The organism is Pseudomonas sp. TJI-51, from assembly GCF_000190455.2.
Classification (GTDB): Bacteria; Pseudomonadota; Gammaproteobacteria; order Pseudomonadales; family Pseudomonadaceae; genus Aquipseudomonas; species Aquipseudomonas juntendi.
Genome location: NZ_AEWE02000014.1, coordinates 43,018 through 59,210 on the forward strand (window position 1 = coordinate 43,018; position 16,193 = coordinate 59,210).

14 protein-coding genes are annotated in these 16,193 nt (G+C 64.6%); 13 read left to right on the forward strand and 1 reads right to left on the reverse strand.

Going from position 1 to position 16,193, the window contains the following annotated elements:
- The first annotated feature begins 32 nt into the window (after nt 1-32).
- On the forward strand, nt 33-1,208 hold the full coding sequence (locus G1E_RS03560) for an efflux RND transporter periplasmic adaptor subunit (RefSeq protein WP_047149632.1): 1,176 nt from the start codon (nt 33-35) through the stop codon (nt 1,206-1,208).
- Between the two features lie 11 nt (nt 1,209-1,219).
- Nucleotides 1,220-4,345 carry an efflux RND transporter permease subunit gene (locus G1E_RS03565; RefSeq protein ID WP_009686651.1) on the forward strand — a complete coding sequence of 1,042 codons (3,126 nt, stop codon included), beginning with the start codon at nt 1,220-1,222 and terminating at the stop codon, nt 4,343-4,345.
- A gap of 27 nt (nt 4,346-4,372) precedes the next feature.
- Here G1E_RS03565 and G1E_RS03570 read toward each other — a convergent pair whose 3' ends face one another.
- On the reverse strand, nt 4,373-4,684 hold the full coding sequence (locus G1E_RS03570) for an HU family DNA-binding protein (protein ID WP_009686650.1): 312 nt from the start codon (nt 4,682-4,684) through the stop codon (nt 4,373-4,375).
- Between the two features lie 186 nt (nt 4,685-4,870).
- On the opposite strand from G1E_RS03570, the gene mobA reads away from it, so the two are divergent.
- The 11 genes from mobA (at nt 4,871) to G1E_RS03625 (ending at nt 16,188) form a co-directional block, all read left to right on the forward strand.
- Complete coding sequence (gene mobA / locus G1E_RS03575; protein WP_047149633.1) at nt 4,871-5,461, forward strand: molybdenum cofactor guanylyltransferase MobA; 591 nt, start codon at nt 4,871-4,873, stop codon at nt 5,459-5,461.
- Between the two features lie 122 nt (nt 5,462-5,583).
- The gene (locus G1E_RS03580; RefSeq protein WP_009686647.1) at nt 5,584-5,892 is read left to right on the forward strand and encodes a hypothetical protein; all 309 of its coding nucleotides are present in this window, start codon (nt 5,584-5,586) and stop codon (nt 5,890-5,892) included.
- Nucleotides 5,893-6,460: 568 nt separating this feature from the next.
- On the forward strand, nt 6,461-7,522 hold the full coding sequence (locus G1E_RS03585) for a 3-deoxy-7-phosphoheptulonate synthase (RefSeq protein ID WP_009686646.1): 1,062 nt from the start codon (nt 6,461-6,463) through the stop codon (nt 7,520-7,522).
- 80 nt (nt 7,523-7,602) lie between these two features.
- Complete coding sequence (locus G1E_RS03590; protein WP_009686645.1) at nt 7,603-7,884, forward strand: peptidylprolyl isomerase; 282 nt, start codon at nt 7,603-7,605, stop codon at nt 7,882-7,884.
- Between the two features lie 11 nt (nt 7,885-7,895).
- Nucleotides 7,896-9,824, forward strand: a complete 1,929-nt coding sequence (locus G1E_RS03595; protein ID WP_370593758.1) for an extracellular solute-binding protein — start codon at nt 7,896-7,898, stop codon at nt 9,822-9,824.
- Nucleotides 9,821-10,879, forward strand: coding sequence for a microcin C ABC transporter permease YejB (locus tag G1E_RS03600; protein ID WP_009686643.1), 1,059 nt, complete (start codon nt 9,821-9,823; stop codon nt 10,877-10,879). Before G1E_RS03595 ends, G1E_RS03600 begins: the two co-directional genes overlap by 4 nt.
- Nucleotides 10,879-11,895, forward strand: a complete 1,017-nt coding sequence (locus G1E_RS03605) for an ABC transporter permease (RefSeq protein ID WP_009686642.1) — start codon at nt 10,879-10,881, stop codon at nt 11,893-11,895. Before G1E_RS03600 ends, G1E_RS03605 begins: the two co-directional genes overlap by 1 nt.
- Nucleotides 11,896-11,947: 52 nt before the next feature.
- Entirely contained in the window at nt 11,948-13,330 is a 1,383-nt protein-coding gene (locus tag G1E_RS03610) for a sigma-54-dependent Fis family transcriptional regulator (protein ID WP_047149634.1), read from the forward strand.
- Between the two features lie 232 nt (nt 13,331-13,562).
- Nucleotides 13,563-14,954: a GntP family permease gene (locus tag G1E_RS03615; protein ID WP_009686639.1), complete on the forward strand. Its 1,392-nt coding sequence runs from the start codon at nt 13,563-13,565 to the stop codon at nt 14,952-14,954.
- A gap of 10 nt (nt 14,955-14,964) precedes the next feature.
- On the forward strand, nt 14,965-15,735 hold the full coding sequence (gene hbdH / locus G1E_RS03620) for a 3-hydroxybutyrate dehydrogenase (protein WP_009686638.1): 771 nt from the start codon (nt 14,965-14,967) through the stop codon (nt 15,733-15,735).
- Between the two features lie 177 nt (nt 15,736-15,912).
- Nucleotides 15,913-16,188 carry a peptidylprolyl isomerase gene (locus G1E_RS03625; RefSeq protein ID WP_009686637.1) on the forward strand — a complete coding sequence of 92 codons (276 nt, stop codon included), beginning with the start codon at nt 15,913-15,915 and terminating at the stop codon, nt 16,186-16,188.
- Nucleotides 16,189-16,193 lie beyond the last annotated feature (5 nt).

Genomic DNA, 16,193 nt, shown 5'->3' on the forward strand with positions numbered 1-16,193 from the left:
AGCATATACCCCGTCATCATCGGAAGATCCGCATGCCTACTACCCTCTCCCTTCGCCTGCGCCCAGTGGCGCTTCTGGCGTTTCTGAGCCTGTCCCTGGCCGGCTGCGGCAACAGCGCCGAGCAAGACGAACAGGCGCCCACCCCGCAAGTACGGGTGGAAACCCTGCAACTGCAGCCCTTGGCCATCAGCAGCGAACTCAGTGGCCGCATCCTGGCCCCGCGTACCGCAGAAGTGCGCGCGCGGGTCGCCGGCGTGGTGCTCAAGCGGGTGTACCGCGAAGGCAGTGACGTCAAGCAAGGCGATGTGCTGTTCCTGATCGACCCGGCGCCGTTCAAAGCCGACCACGACAGTGCCCGCGCAACCTTGGCCAAGGCCGAAGCCACTCGCTACCAGGCCCGCCTGCAAGAGCAGCGCTACCGCCAGCTGGTTGACGACAAGGCGGTCAGCCGCCAGGAATACGACAATGCCAAGGCCAGCCTGCTGCAGGCCGATGCCGCCGTAGCCGAAGCCAAGGCGGCACTGGCGCGCGCACGCCTCAACCTCGGCTATGCCACGGTCACCGCGCCCATCTCCGGGCGCATTGGCCGTGCCCAGGTCACAGAAGGCGCGCTGGTCGGGCAAAACGAGAGCACCCCGCTGGCGACCATTCAGCAACTGGACCCGATCCACGCCGATGTCACCCAATCCACCCGCGAGCTCAATGCCCTGCGCCGCGCCTTGCGCGCGGGCGAGCTGCAGCAGGTGGGCGACGGTCAGGCCCGGGCGACGCTGATCCAGGACGACGGCAGCCCCTACCCACTGCCGGGCAAATTGCTGTTCTCCGACATCAGCGTCGACCCCAGCACCAACCAGATCACCCTGCGCAGCGAGTTCCCCAACCCGGACCTGGACCTGTTGCCCGGCAGCTACGTGCGCGTGCGCCTCGAGCAGGCCGTGCAACCCCATGGCCTGAGTGTGCCGCAGCGCGCCATCCTGCGTGACAGCGCCGGGGTGCCCAAGGTACTGGTGGTCGACCCGCAGGCGCGGGTGAGCGAGCGCGAGGTGGTGCTGGGCAATACCCAGGGCGACCGCTGGATCGTCAGCGCCGGCCTGGCCGCTGGTGAGCGGGTGGTCATTGAGGGCCTGCAGCACGTCAAGGCCGGCGACCAGGTGCAGGTCGACCCCAGCCCACAAACGCCGCCCATCGCACAGCACAACGGCCAGTGAGGGCCTGACCCATGCCGCAATTCTTCATAGACCGCCCGGTATTCGCCTGGGTGGTCGCGCTGTTCATCCTGCTGGCCGGCGCGCTGGCCATCCCGCAACTGCCGGTGGCCCAATACCCCAACGTGGCACCGCCGCAGGTCGAGATCTACGCCGTATACCCCGGCGCCTCGGCAGCCACCATGGACGAAAGCGTGGTCAGCCTGATCGAACAGGAGCTCAACGGGGCCGACAACCTGCTGTACTTCGAATCCCAGAGCAGCCTGGGCAGCGCCACCATTACCGCCACCTTCGCCCCGGGCACCCACCCGGACCTGGCCCAGGTCGACGTGCAGAACCGCCTGAAGGTGGTCGAGTCCCGCCTGCCGCGGCCGGTCACCCAACAGGGCCTGCAGGTCGAGAAGGTGTCCACCGGCTTTCTGCTGCTGGCCACCCTCACCTCCACAGACGGCAAACTCGACGAAACCGCCCTGTCGGACATTCTGGCGCGTAACGTGATGGATGAAATACGCCGCCTCAAAGGCGTCGGCAAGGCCCAGCTGTATGGCTCGGAACGGGCCATGCGCATCTGGATCGACCCGCGCAAGCTGGTCGGTTTCAACCTAACGCCCAACGACGTGGCCGACGCCATCGCCGGCCAGAACGCCCAGGTAGCCCCTGGCAGCATTGGCGACCTGCCCAGCCGCAGCACTCAGGAAATCACGGCCAACGTGGTGGTCAAAGGCCAGCTGAGCACGCCGGAAGCGTTCGCCGCCATTGTGCTGCGCGCCAACCCCGACGGCTCCGTGGTCACCCTTGGCGATGTCGCCAGGGTGGAAGTCGGCGCACAGGAATACCAGTACGGCACCCGCTTGAACGGCAAGCCGGCAACGGCCTTCAGCGTGCAACTGGCACCGGGCGCCAATGCCATGCAGACCGCCACCCTGGTACGGGCGAAACTGCAGGACCTGGCGCGCTACTTCCCCGAGGGGGTCAGGTACGACATCCCCTACGACACCTCGCCGTTCGTCAAGGTGTCGATCGAGCAGGTCATCAGTACCCTGTTCGAAGCCATGCTGCTGGTGTTCGCGGTGATGTTCCTGTTCCTGCAGAACCTGCGCTACACGCTGATCCCGACCCTGGTGGTACCGGTGGCACTGATGGGCACCTTCGCCGTAATGCTGGCGCTGGGTTTCTCGATCAACGTGCTGACCCTGTTCGGCATGGTGCTGGCCATCGGCATCCTGGTCGATGACGCCATCGTGGTGGTGGAAAACGTCGAACGCATCATGGCCGAAGAAGGCTTGCCGCCCCGGCAAGCCACGCGCAAGGCCATGAGCCAGATCAGCGGCGCGATCATCGGCATCACCCTGGTACTGGTGGCAGTGTTCCTGCCCATGGCCTTCATGCAAGGTTCGGTGGGTGTGATCTACCAACAGTTTTCGGTCGCCATGGCGGTATCGATCCTGTTCTCGGCCTTCCTCGCCCTCAGCCTGACCCCGGCACTGTGCGCCACGCTGCTCAAGCCTGTGGCCAAGGGCGAACAGCATGCACGCAAGGGTTTCTTCGGCTGGTTCAACCGCCGTTTCGAGGGCATGAGCAATGGCTACCAGCGCTGGGTCATGCAAGCGCTGCAACGCAGCGGGCGCTACCTGTTGCTGTATGCGCTGCTGCTGGGGGTATTGGGCTATGGCTTGAGCCAGCTGCCCACGGCGTTCCTGCCCACCGAAGACCAGGGCTACACCATTACGGACATCCAGCTGCCGCCGGGCGCCAGCCGCATGCGCACCGAACAGGTGGCCGCCCAGATCGAGGCGCACAACAGTGAAGAACCGGGGGTCGGCAACACCACACTGATCCTGGGTTTCAGCTTCTCGGGCAGCGGGCAGAACGCCGCGCTGGCCTTCACCACCCTCAAGGACTGGTCCGAGCGCGGTGCCGAACACACTGCCCAGGCGATTGCCGAGCGCGCCAATCAGGCCTTCACGCAACTCAAGGATGCGGTGGCCTACGCCGTACTGCCGCCGCCCATCGACGGGCTTGGCGAGTCGACCGGCTTCGATTTCCGCCTGCAGGACCGGGGTGGCATGGGCCACCGCGCGCTGATGGCGGCGCGTGACCAGCTGCTCGAGCAGGCCGCCAAGAGCAAGGTACTGAGCAACGTGCGCGAAGCCTCGCTGGCGGAAAGCCCGCAGGTGCAGCTGGAGATCGACCGCCGCCAGGCCAATGCCCTGGGCGTGACGTTTGCCGATATCGGCTCGGTACTCGACGTGGCAGTGGGCTCCAGCTACGTCAACGACTTCCCGAACCAGGGCCGCATGCAGCGCGTGGTGGTGCAGGCCGAAGGCGACCAGCGCAGCCAGGTGCAAGACCTGCTGAACATGCATGTGCGCAACAGCAGCGGCAAGATGGTGCCGTTGGCCGCGTTCGTCCAGGCCAAATGGGTCAGCGGCCCGGTGCAGCTGACGCGCTACAACGGCTACCCGGCGGTGTCGATTTCCGGCGAACCGGCCGCCGGCTACAGCTCGGGCGAAGCCATGGCCGAAATCGAGCGCCTGGTCGCGCAACTGCCCGCCGGTACGGGCCTGGAATGGACCGGCCTGTCACTGCAAGAACGCCTGTCCGGCAGCCAGGCGCCGATGTTGATGGCACTGTCGCTGCTGGTGGTGTTCCTGTGCCTGGCTGCGCTGTACGAGAGTTGGTCGATACCCACCGCAGTGCTGCTGGTGGTGCCACTCGGCGTGCTGGGTGCGGTCCTGGCGGTAACCCTGCGCGGCATGCCCAACGACGTGTTCTTCAAGGTCGGCCTGATCACCTTGATCGGCCTGTCGGCGAAGAACGCCATTCTGATCATCGAGTTCGCCAAGCACCTGGTCGACCAGGGCGTGGACGCCGCCGATGCCGCCGTACAGGCCGCCCGCCTGCGCCTGCGGCCGATCGTGATGACATCGCTGGCGTTCATCCTCGGTGTGGTGCCCTTGGCGATCGCCAGCGGTGCCAGCTCGGCCAGCCAACAGGCAATTGGCACCGGGGTTATCGGCGGCATGCTGAGCGCAACGCTGGCGGTGGTATTCGTGCCGGTGTTCTTCGTCAGCGTGATGCGGCTGGCTGGCACGCGCAAAACCGCAACGGCCGGCGAGGCGCTGCACGACAGCCCCTGAATGAGGGTCCCCAGGGACCCTCTGCGTTCACTTGCGGGGTTTGGTCTTGGCCTCGGGCTCCCCGCGGAATCTGACGGCATCCTTCAGATCCTTGCCAGCTCGAAACTTGACCGTCATCGCCGCAGGTATGTTCAACGGTTTGCCAGACCGCGGGTCCCTGCCGACCCGCGCTGGCCTTCGGGCAGTCTCGAACCTGCCGAAACCCACCAAAGCGACAGGCGTGTGTGTGCTCAGCGACGCCTTGATCCCGTCGATGAAGGCATCGACTGCCTTTTTGGCCATCGCCTGGCTGAGTTCGGCGCGCGCTGCTACCTGTTCAATAAGTTGCGCTTTGTTCAATTGCCTCCTCCTGGGAATCTGGCTTGCCCTCATTGCGAGGGCAAGGCTGCAGCCCTATTCAAGGGAGAAGCAGCGGCGGGCACAACTGGCAAAAATGTCAGTGCCCTGGCCCCGCGTTCACGTCCGCTGGACAACCGCTGTCGTGCGTGTGAGGGTTGCCTGCGTACCTGCCTCGGACTTTAGCCAATGACTGAACAATTGCTCACCTGCTCTGCCCTGATCCTCGCGGGAGGCCGCGGGCAACGTATGGGCGGCCGGGACAAGGGCTTGATCAGTTGGCAGGGCGAGCCACTGGTGGCCGCAATCCATCGCGTGCTGCGGCCCCTGACTGACGACCTGGTGATTTCCTGCAACCGCAACCAGCAGGCCTACCGGGTGTATGCCGACCAGTTGGTGGGCGATGCCGACAACGACTTCCCTGGGCCGCTGGCGGGGGTGATTGCCGGGCTGAAGGTGGCGCGGCATGCATGGGTGGTGGTGCTGGCCTGCGATGCGCCGCTGGTCGACCGCGCACTGATCGAAGACCTGCTGCGGGTTGCTGCGGCCAATGACAGTGCCGCGATGGCGCACCAGGGCGGCTACTGGCAGCCGATGTTCAGCGTGCTGCCGCGCCAGTTGTTGCCGGTGCTGGAGCAAGCCTGGGCCGAGGGTGAGCGGAGCTTGCAGAAGGCCCTGTTGCGCGCCAAGGTGCAAGCGCTTGAGTGCAGCGCAGACGATCGCCGCTTGAGCAACTTCAACAGCCCCGAGCTTCTGCAAGAACACGCGCAATCTCGCTGATCGCCGGCCCGGCGCAGCGGCACCCATCGCTTGTTGCGCTTACCGCTCGTCGCCCGAACGGCACCCAGCCCGGCTCACCAGGCCAAACGAATGACAGATCATCCGCACAATGGAGATATCCCATGATCCGCATTCGCCCGCTCTCTCTGTGCCTGGCATTGGCGCTGATCCCACTCGCTGGCACCAGCTTCGCCGCCACGGCCACCAACACCGACAGCCACCCACAAACCGACCAATCTGGCGGCAAGACTGCCGGTGAGGGCAGCAGCGTCAACACCCCTGGCAGCGGCAAAAGCAATGACAGTAGCGACACCGGCAGCAGCTCCGATGCCGCCGATGGCGCCACGGGCGGCTCCAACAGCACCGGCGAGGCCACTGGCTCGGGTGCCGGCGCCAGCGGTGGCACCGCTGAAGATCAGGACAGCCGTTGACAGGGCCGTTTAACCATTCAGTACACAAATAAATGATTGAACACATAGTATTTATCCATTGAATGGCCCAGCCGAACTGCAGTAAGCTCGGGCTCATTCACTGGAGTGCAACATGCCAACACACATCCGCCACCTCGCCAACCACACCGGTCGCCAACCGCGCCCTGTGCTGGCCGTTGCCGGCTGCGTAGCTCCAGCAAGCTATTACTTCGGGTATTGGTTTAGCCACTAGGCGCCGATACCTGCACGGCGCCCACCTTCGAGGGGCCGCCGAACATGAGAATACTCAAACCCCCGGTCGGCTCCCCGACCGGGGGTTTTGCGTTTCAGGCCTTTGAAAAAACCATTGATTCACATTGAGGACCGCTTCATGAACTACGCCACCTATTACTACGCCGACACCTACACCTGGCGATTTAGCCAATCCCGCTCGGGCCAGCCAGCCGCCTCCGATCGGTCTTGCACAGGTGGCAATGCAGCAGCCAACAGTAATTCAACGATCTGTCGAACACCTCGATAGGGCCGACCGCGCGGGCCAGCCCCCGCCGTCCGCCCAGGGAAAAATGCCATGCACGCCTCCAGCCTCGCCCTGCCCCTGACCCAGCCGCAAGCGGCCAACACCGCAGTCAGCAAACGCCTCCCCAGTGCGCACCTGCTCAAGCAGCAAATGCCGCTCGCCACAGACCTGGCCCAGCAAGTCCATGCCCACCGCCAGGCTATCCGCAACATCCTCGAAGGCCACGATCAGCGCCTGCTGGTGATCGTCGGCCCGTGCTCGATCCACGACCCGCGCGCCGCGCTGGAATACGCCGACCGCCTGGCCGCCCTCAGCCGCGACGTCGACGACAAGCTGCTGTTGGTGATGCGCGCCTACGTCGAAAAACCGCGTACCACGGTGGGCTGGAAAGGCCTGGCGTATGACCCGCACCTGGATGGCAGCGACGACATGCATGCCGGCATCGCCCTGTCTCGCGGGCTGATGCTTAGCATGATCGAGCGCGGCCTGCCCATCGCCACCGAGTTGCTGCAACCGCTGGCCGCGGGCTACTTCGACGACCTGCTGGCCTGGGCTGCGGTCGGCGCGCGTACCACCGAATCGCAGATCCACCGCGAAATGGTCAGTGGCCTGGCGCTGCCAGTGGGCTTCAAGAACGGCACCGATGGTGGTATTGCCGTAGCCAGCGACGCCATGCGCAGCGCCGCACACCCGCACCGCCACTTCGGCCTGGACGCGCAAGGCCACCCGGCGATCATCGAAACCCTGGGCAACCCCGACACCCATCTGGTACTGCGCGGCGGCCACAAAGGGCCCAACTACGATGCCCCTAGCATTGCCCTCGCCCGCCAGGCGCTGGCCAAGGCTGGCTTGCAGCCACGGATCATGGTCGATTGCAGCCATGCCAACAGCGGCAAGGACCCAGCGCGCCAGCCTGCGGTGTTCAATGAGGTGCTGGCGCAACGCCTGAGCGGCGACCGCTCGCTGGTGGGCGTGATGATCGAAGGCCACCTGTTCGACGGTTGCCAGGCGCTGGGCAAGGGCGCCCTGAAATACGGCGTGTCGATCACCGACGGCTGCCTGGGTTGGGCCTCGACCGAAACGCTGTTGCGCGAAGCCGCACAACAACTGTGAACCGATGGTTGCAAGCCTGGCGAGACATACCCCGGACAAGTGCGCTAGGCTTGCACTTTTTACCCCAAGGAGCAGTACCCATGGCCCGTGCAACCGCCCGTCACATCCTCGTTGCCAGCGAAGACAAGTGCAACGAACTGAAAGCCCAGATCGAAGCCGGTGCCGATTTCGCTGAAATCGCCAAAGCCAACTCCACCTGCCCGTCCAGCCGCCAGGGCGGTGACCTGGGTTCGTTCGGCCCAGGCCAGATGGTCAAGGAATTCGACACCGTGGTGTTCAGCGCACCTGTGAATACCGTGCAAGGCCCGGTAAAGACCCAGTTCGGCTACCACCTGCTGGAAGTCACCAGCCGTCAGGACTAAGCAGCCAACAGCTGTTCATGCCCCCGGTGGCAGCGGGTTCACACGCGAATACGTCAGCTCAGGCAACGAGGCTGCATGCTCGGGCGTATTCGCGGGGTAACCCGCTTCTGCAGGGGTTGTGGTGCCTGTTGCTGCTTTGTTTCGCCCTCGATACCCTGGCCGCCCCCACCCATGCCCTCACGGTGTACGGCGAAGCCCCCCGCTACGGCGCCAGTTTCCAGCATTTCGACTATGTGAACCCCAGCGCCCCCAAGGGCGGCATGCTGCGCCGCTCGGCCATCGAGATTGGCCAGTTCGACCATATCCTGCCGTACATCGACAAAGGTATTGGTGTCAGCCAGGTCGATGGCCTGTTGTTCGCACCCCTGGCCGTGCGCTCATTCGACGAACCCTACACCGTCTATGGGCTGATCGCCCGGCGCATGGAGCGTGGCCCGGATGACGCCTGGCTGCGTTTCGATATCGACCCTCGGGCGACCTTTGCCGACGGCAAGCCGGTGCGCGCCGAAGACGTGCGCTTCACCTACGACCTGCTGATGAGCAAAGGCAGCCTGACCTACCGCACCCAGTTCGCCGACGTCAGCGCGGTGACCGTGGAAGGCCCGCGCAGCATCCGCTTCGACTTCAAGCCCGGGCACGGCCATACCCTGGCGCTGGACCTGGCCAGCTTGCCCGTGCTGCCCGAGCACGACTGGCAGCAACGCGATTTCGCCAACGGGGCCGGCTTCGACAAACCGGTCGGCAGTGGGCCCTACCGCATCGGCCAGATCGACAATGGCCGCAGCATCACCTTCGAGCGTGACCCCACCTGGTGGGCCCGTGACCTGCCGGCCAGCCGTGGCCGCTACAATTTCGCCAAACTGCGCATCGAGTACTTCGGCGACACCGAGGTGGCGCGCCAGGTGCTCAAGGGCGGGGGCTACGATTACAACCGCGAGTTCTCCGCAACCGCCTACACCCTGGGTTACAACGGCGCCACACTGGACGACGGTCGCCTGCAACGGGCCCACCTGGGCCCGGCCAAACCGCAGGTAGCCCAGGGCTTCGTGTTCAACCTGGACCGGCCGCAGTTCAAGGACCGCCGTGTGCGTCAGGCACTGGGCATGCTCTGGGACTTCGAGTGGAGCAACCGGCAGATGATGCGCAACCTGTACATCCGCCAGCAGAGCGTGTTCTCCAATACACCGCTGGCCGCCCGCCAGCTACCCGATGCCGGCGAGCTGAAACTGCTCGAACCGCTGCGTGGCCAGGTGCCGCAGGAAGTCTTCGACCACGTGTTCACGGCACCGGTCACTGATGGCTCGGGAATCATCCGCGCCCAGCAGTTGCAAGCCCTGGCCCTGCTGCAGCAGGCCGGCTGGCATGCCGATGGCGACCGCCTGGTCAACCGCGAAGGTGAGCCACTGGCGTTCACCTTCCTCAACGGCCAGGCCGGCATGGAGCGCCTGTTGTTGCCCTGGAAGCGCAACCTGGCACAGATCGGCGTTACCCTCAACATCCGTAACGTCGACTCGGCGCAGTACGTCAACCGGCTGATGGCCCGTGACTACGATATGGTTGTGACCGGCTACCCGGTGACGCTTTCACCGGGTGCCGAGCTGTACAACTACTTCGGCTCGGCCGCTGCCCACGACCCCGGTTCGAACAACCTGATGGTGCTGCAGGACCCGGCCGTCGACCACCTGATCGACGGCCTGGTACGCGCTGCCAGCGAGGCCGACATGCTGCGCCACGCTCACGCCCTGGACCGGGTGCTGCAGTGGAATTACTACTGGATCCCCAACTACTACCCGCCAGGCAGCTCCACCGTCTGGTGGAACCGCTTCGGCTTGCCCAAGGTTCAGGCCACCTACGATGAAGGCCTGGACACCTGGTGGGAGATCAGCCCAACGGCGCTGACCAATGAACAGATGGCCATACGCCGGAACGCCGCCCCATGACCCGCTACCTGTTGCGCCGCCTGCTGCTGATCATCCCGACCTTGCTGGCGATTCTGCTGGTCAACTTCGTCATCGTGCAGGCCGCGCCAGGCGGCCCGGTGGAACAAGCCGTGGCGCGCCTGCAAGGCATCGGCGGTGGCGCCCCCGGTGCGCGCTCGGAGGTTGTGCACGGTGAATCACGCGCCACCCGCGGGCTCGACCCCAAACTGATCGAAGAGATCAAGCGCCAGTACGGCTTCGACAAGTCAGCGCCCGAGCGCCTTTGGCTGATGCTGGGCCAGTATGCCCGGCTGGACTTCGGCAACAGTTTTTTCCGGGGTGCCAAGGTCACCGACCTGATCCTCGACAAACTGCCGGTCACCCTGTCGCTGGGCTTCTGGGCCACGCTGATCACCTACCTGGTGTCCATCCCCCTGGGCATTCGCAAGGCGGTGCGCCACGGCAGCCACTTCGATGCCTGGAGCAGCGCACTGATCGTGGTCGGCTACGCCCTGCCCTCGTTCCTGTTCGCCCTGATGCTGATCGTGGTGTTTGCCGGCGGCACTTCGCTGAACTGGTTTCCGGTGCGTGGCCTGGTTTCCGACAACTTCGACGAGCTGAGCCTGCTCGGCAAGGTGACCGATTACTTCTGGCACCTGGTACTGCCCGTCGGCGCCCTGGTGATCGGCGGGTTCGCCACCCTCACCTTGCTGACCAAAAATGCCTTCCTCGACGAAATTTCGCGCCAGTACGTGGTCACCGCCCGGGCCAAGGGCCTGAGCGAGCGGCGGGTGCTCTACGGCCATGTATTGCGCAACGCCATGCTGCTGGTGGTGGCAGGGTTGCCACAGGCACTTATCAGCGTGTTCTTCGCCGGCTCGCTGCTGATCGAGGTAATTTTCTCACTGGATGGCCTGGGCCGCATGAGCTACGACGCCGCCGTGTCCCGCGACTACCCCATCGTCTTCGGTACGTTGTTCATCTTCACCTTGGCAGGGCTGCTGATCCGCCTGATCGGCGACCTGGCCTACACCTTGCTGGACCCGCGCATCGACTTCGACACGAGGGCACACTGATGCTGTCGCCTGTGGCGCGCCGGCGCCTGCAACGCTTTCGCCGCAACCGCCTGGGCTGGGTATCGCTGTGGGTATTCGCCGCCCTGCTGTCGCTGAGCCTGGGCGCCGAGCTGGTGGCCAACGACAAGCCGTTGCTACTGGGCTACCAGGGCGAACTGTACGTACCGGCGCTCAAGCGTTATACCGAGCAGCAATTTGGCGGCCAGCTGCCGTTCCAGCCCGACTACCGCAGCGCCTACGTGCGCAAGCTGATCGAGGACCAGGGCGGCTGGATGCTGTTCGCACCGATCCCGTTCAGCGCCGACACCCCGAACTACGACTTGCAGGTCCCAACGCCCAGCCCACCGAGCAGCAGCAACTGGCTGGGTACCGATGACCAGGGCCGTGATGTGCTGGCCCGGGTGTTGTATGGCACGCGGGTGTCTTTGCTGTTTGCCTTTGCCCTGACCGTGATCAGCGTGGTCATCGGGGTGACGGCAGGCGCCCTGCAGGGCTACCACGGCGGCTGGGTCGACCTGTTCGGCCAGCGCCTGCTGGAGGTATGGTCCGGGCTGCCGGTGTTGTACCTGCTGATCATCCTCAGCGGGTTCGTCGAGCCGGATTTCTGGTGGCTGCTGGGGATCATGGCGCTGTTTTCATGGCTGACCCTGGTCGACGTGGTGCGGGCCGAGTTCCTGCGGGGGCGCAACCTGGAATACGTCAAAGCAGCCCGGGCGCTGGGTTTGCCAGACAGCCAGGTCATGCTTCGGCATATCTTGCCCAATGCCTTGAATGCCACACTGACCTACGTGCCGTTCATGCTCACCGGGGCCATCACCACGCTGACCGCGCTGGACTTCCTCGGTTTCGGCATGCCCGCGGGCAGCGCCTCGCTGGGGGAGTTGGTGACCCAGGGCAAGCAACACCTGGAGGCACCGTGGCTGGGCTTTACCGCGTTCTTTGCCCTGGCGCTGATCTTGTCGCTGCTGGTGTTCATCGGCGATGCCTTGCGGCAGGCGTTTGACCCGAAGGGCTGACGTTTCAGGCAAGGTGCCGGCGCGGGCAAACAACGTATTCAGGACTTTTTCCATGCACGACAGCGACAGCCTCAAGGACTACCCCTACGTTCGGCAACTGGCGATCCGTTCGTTGTTCGAGATCATCGAACAGTCCAGCGAGGGTACGGTGATCGTCGACCGCCAGGCGCGTATCGCCTGGATGAACGAACGCTATGCCCGGCGCTTTGGCCTGGCCGACGCGGCCAGTGCGATTGGCCAGCCCTGCGAAGCAGTGATCCCAGGTAGCCTGATGCGCGAGGTGGTGAGCAATGGCCGGCCTATCCTGCTGGACATGCTGGACACGCCGAACGAGCCGTTGGTGGTCATGCGCCTGCCTATCCACGACGACCAAGGCGCGCTGATCGGCGCCATCGGTTTTGCCCTGTTCGATCAGTTGCGCAGCCTGTCGCCGCTGCTCAAGCGTTATTCGAGCATGCAGCAGGAGCTTGCCTCGACCCGCTCGCAACTGCGCGCCCGCCAGGCCAAGTACAGCTTTGCGCAGTTCGTTGGCAGCAGCGCTGCCAGCCTGGAAGCCAAGCGCCGTGCGCGGCGCGGTGCAGGCAGTGACTCGCCGGTGCTGTTGCTGGGCGAGACGGGCACGGGCAAGGAGTTGCTGGCGCACGCCATCCATGCCGCCTCGGCCCGGGCCCACAAAGCGTTCGTCAGCATCAACAGCGCCGCCATCCCGGAAACACTGCTGGAGGCCGAGTTCTTCGGCACCGCGCCCGGTGCCTTTACCGGGGCGGACCGCAAAGGCCGCAGCGGCAAGCTGCAACTGGCCGAAGGCGGCACATTGTTCCTCGATGAAATCGGCGACATGCCGCTGGCCTTGCAAAGCAAGCTGCTGCGGGTGCTGCAGGAAAAGGAATACGAGCCGGTGGGGTCGAACCAGATGCTGCGCAGCGACGTGCGCATCATTGCGGCCACGTCCATCGACCTGCAGGCGGCCATGGCCCGCGGCGCATTCCGCGCCGACCTGTACTACCGGCTGAACGTGTTACCGATCGAAGTACCCCCGCTGCGGCAGCGGCTGGAGGACCTGCCGGCGTTATGCGAGGCCGTGCTGGCAGAGCTGGGCAGCCAATACGAGCTGGAAACCGAGGCGCAGCAACTGCTGGCACGCCATGCCTGGCCGGGGAATATCCGTGAACTGCGCAACGTGCTGGAGCGGGCGACCTTGCTGGCCGATCAACCGCGCCTGGGGGTGGCAGACTTGCGTGCGGCGTTGGGGCCGTTGAGTCCGCTGTCGGCGGCACCGGTGCGCCAGACCTACCGCGAGGCGTGCGAGGCATTCGAGCGCTCACTGATCGCCGGGGCGTTGGCGGACCATGCGGGCAACGTGCCGCAGGCGGCAAAGGCGCTGGGGCTGGGGCGCTCGACCTTGTACAAAAAAATGGTGGCGCTTGGTCTCTGAGTAGAGACTTTTGTCCCTTTTTAGAGATAGCCGTACAAGCTCCGTTGTGCAGGCAGGCAGCTTGCCAATCTGGGAGGAGAAGGTGCGTGCGCTTGAGCAACAAAATCTCAAAACAGAGACTGAAACACTGAAAAAAATAAAAACTCTATGTAAATCAATAAGTTAAAAATTGGCACGATATCCGCTTTCTCCTGCAAACCGATAACAACAAGACTCACCCAGGAGACACCCGATGACCGTGCTCATCGCCCTTGCCGCGCTGGCCCTGCTGATGCTGGCCGCCTACCGCGGCTACAGCGTCATACTGTTCGCCCCTATCGCGGCCCTCGGCGCCGTTCTGCTCACTGACCCGTCCGCCGTTGCCCCCGCCTTCACCGGGGTTTTCATGGAAAAAATGGTGGGCTTCATCAAGCTGTATTTCCCGGTGTTCCTGCTGGGTGCGGTGTTCGGCAAACTGATCGAGCTGTCCGGCTTTTCCCGCTCGATCGTGGCCGCTGCCATCCGCCTGCTCGGCACCCGCCAGGCCATGCTGGTGATCGTGCTGGTCTGTGCGTTGCTGACCTACGGCGGCGTCTCGCTGTTCGTGGTGGTGTTTGCGGTATACCCGTTTGCGGCCGAGATGTTCCGCCAGAGCAATATCCCCAAACGGCTGATCCCGGCCACCATTGCCTTGGGGGCGTTTTCATTCACCATGGACGCCCTGCCCGGTACCCCGCAGATCCAGAACATCATCCCCAGCACCTTTTTCAACACCACCGCCTGGGCCGCACCCTGGCTGGGCCTGATCGGCACACTGTTCGTGTTCTGCACCGGCATGGCCTACCTGCAGCGCCAGCGCAACAAAGCCCAGCGTGCCGGTGAAGGGTATGGCACCGACTTGCGCAACGAACCGGAAACCGCTGCCGACCTGAGGTTGCCCAACCCCTGGCTGGCGATATCCCCGTTGATGCTGGTGGGGGTGATGAACCTGCTGTTCACCCACTGGATCCCGCAGTGGTACGGCGCCAGCCACAGCTTGCAACTGCCCGGCATGAGTGCCCCAGTGAACAGCGACGTGGCCAAGCTGACCGCCATCTGGGCGGTACAGGCAGCATTGCTGGTCGGCATCCTGATGGTGCTCGCATGTGCCTTCGGCGCCATCCGCAGCCGTTTGGCCGAAGGCACCAAAAGTGCTGTCGGCGGCGCCTTGCTGGCAGCCATGAACACGGCCTCGGAGTATGGCTTTGGCGCAGTGATCGCCTCGCTGCCTGGCTTCCTGGTGCTGGCCGATGCCCTGCGCGGCATCCCCAACCCCCTGGTCAATGAAGCCATCACCGTCACCTTGTTGGCCGGCATCACCGGCTCTGCCTCGGGCGGCATGAGTATTGCGCTGGCCGCCATGGGTGACACCTTCATCGCCGCCGCCCATGCCGCCAACATTCCGCTCGAGGTGCTGCACCGGGTAGCGGCCATGGCCAGCGGCGGCATGGACACCCTGCCGCACAACGGCGCGGTGATCACCCTGCTGGCAGTCACCGGCCTGACCCACCGGGAAGCCTACAAGGATATTTTCGGTATTACCCTGATCAAGACCCTGGCAGTGTTCGTGGTAATTGCCACGTTCTACGCCACTGGCATTGTCTAAGGAGCACTGCATGACCCTCAACGGCAAGACTGCACTCGTGACCGGCTCGACCAGCGGCATCGGCCTGGGTATCGCCCAGGTACTGGCCCGGGCCGGTGCCAACATCGTCCTCAACGGCTTTGGCGACCCGGCACCCGCCCTGGCGGAAATTGCCCGGCACGGGGTAAAAGCCATCCATCACCCGGCCGACCTGGCCGAGGTCGCCCAGATCGAGGCATTGTTCGCCGCGGCCGAGCGCGAGTTCGGCGGCGTCGACATCCTGGTCAACAACGCTGGTATCCAGCATGTGGCCCCGGTCGAACGGTTTCCGGTGCAAAGCTGGGACAAGATCATCGCGCTCAACCTGTCGGCGGTCTTCCATGGCACACGCCTGGCGCTGCCGGGCATGCGCGCGCGCAATTGGGGGCGCATCATCAACATTGCCTCTGTGCATGGCCTGGTCGGTTCGACCGGCAAGGCGGCGTACGTGGCCGCCAAGCATGGCGTAGTGGGCCTGACCAAGGTCGTGGGCCTGGAAACCGCCACCAGCCCTGTCACCTGCAACGCCATTTGCCCGGGCTGGGTGCTGACCCCGCTGGTGCAGCAACAGATCGATGACCGTGCCGCCAACGGTGGCGATGCGCTGCAGGCGCAGCATGACCTGCTGGCGGAAAAGCAACCCTCGCTGGCCTTCGTTACCCCGCAGCACCTGGGCGAGCTTGTGCTTTTCCTGTGCAGCGAAGCGGGTAGCCAGGTGCGTGGTGCCGCCTGGAACGTTGACGGGGGCTGGTTGGCCCAGTGACGCAGGCTCCCGCGGTGGTTGGCACCGGTTTTTGCCGGTGTTCGCCGCTGACGCGGCTGCTAGTTCATGCGCTATCAGCGGTGCGAGAGCACCGCCCACGGGGCTGGGTGAATGGCCACAAACACGCAGCAATCAGGCATAATGCGCGCTTTTCACCCCCCGAAGCACAGGTAATCCATGAAAGCTCAAGCCCGCCATATTCTGGTCAAGACCGCTGACGAAGCCGAAAAGCTCAAGCAGCGTATCGCCAATGGCGAGGCGTTCGACGTGCTGGCGAAAAAGTTCTCGACTTGCCCGTCCGGCAAACGGGGCGGCGACCTGGGTGAAGTCCGCCCAGGGCAAATGGTCGGCGCCATCGACCAAGTCATCTTCAAGAAGCCCCTGCGCGTGGTACACGGCCCGATCAAGAGCAAGTTCGGCTACCACCTGGTGCAAACCTTCTACCGCGACTAACGCAC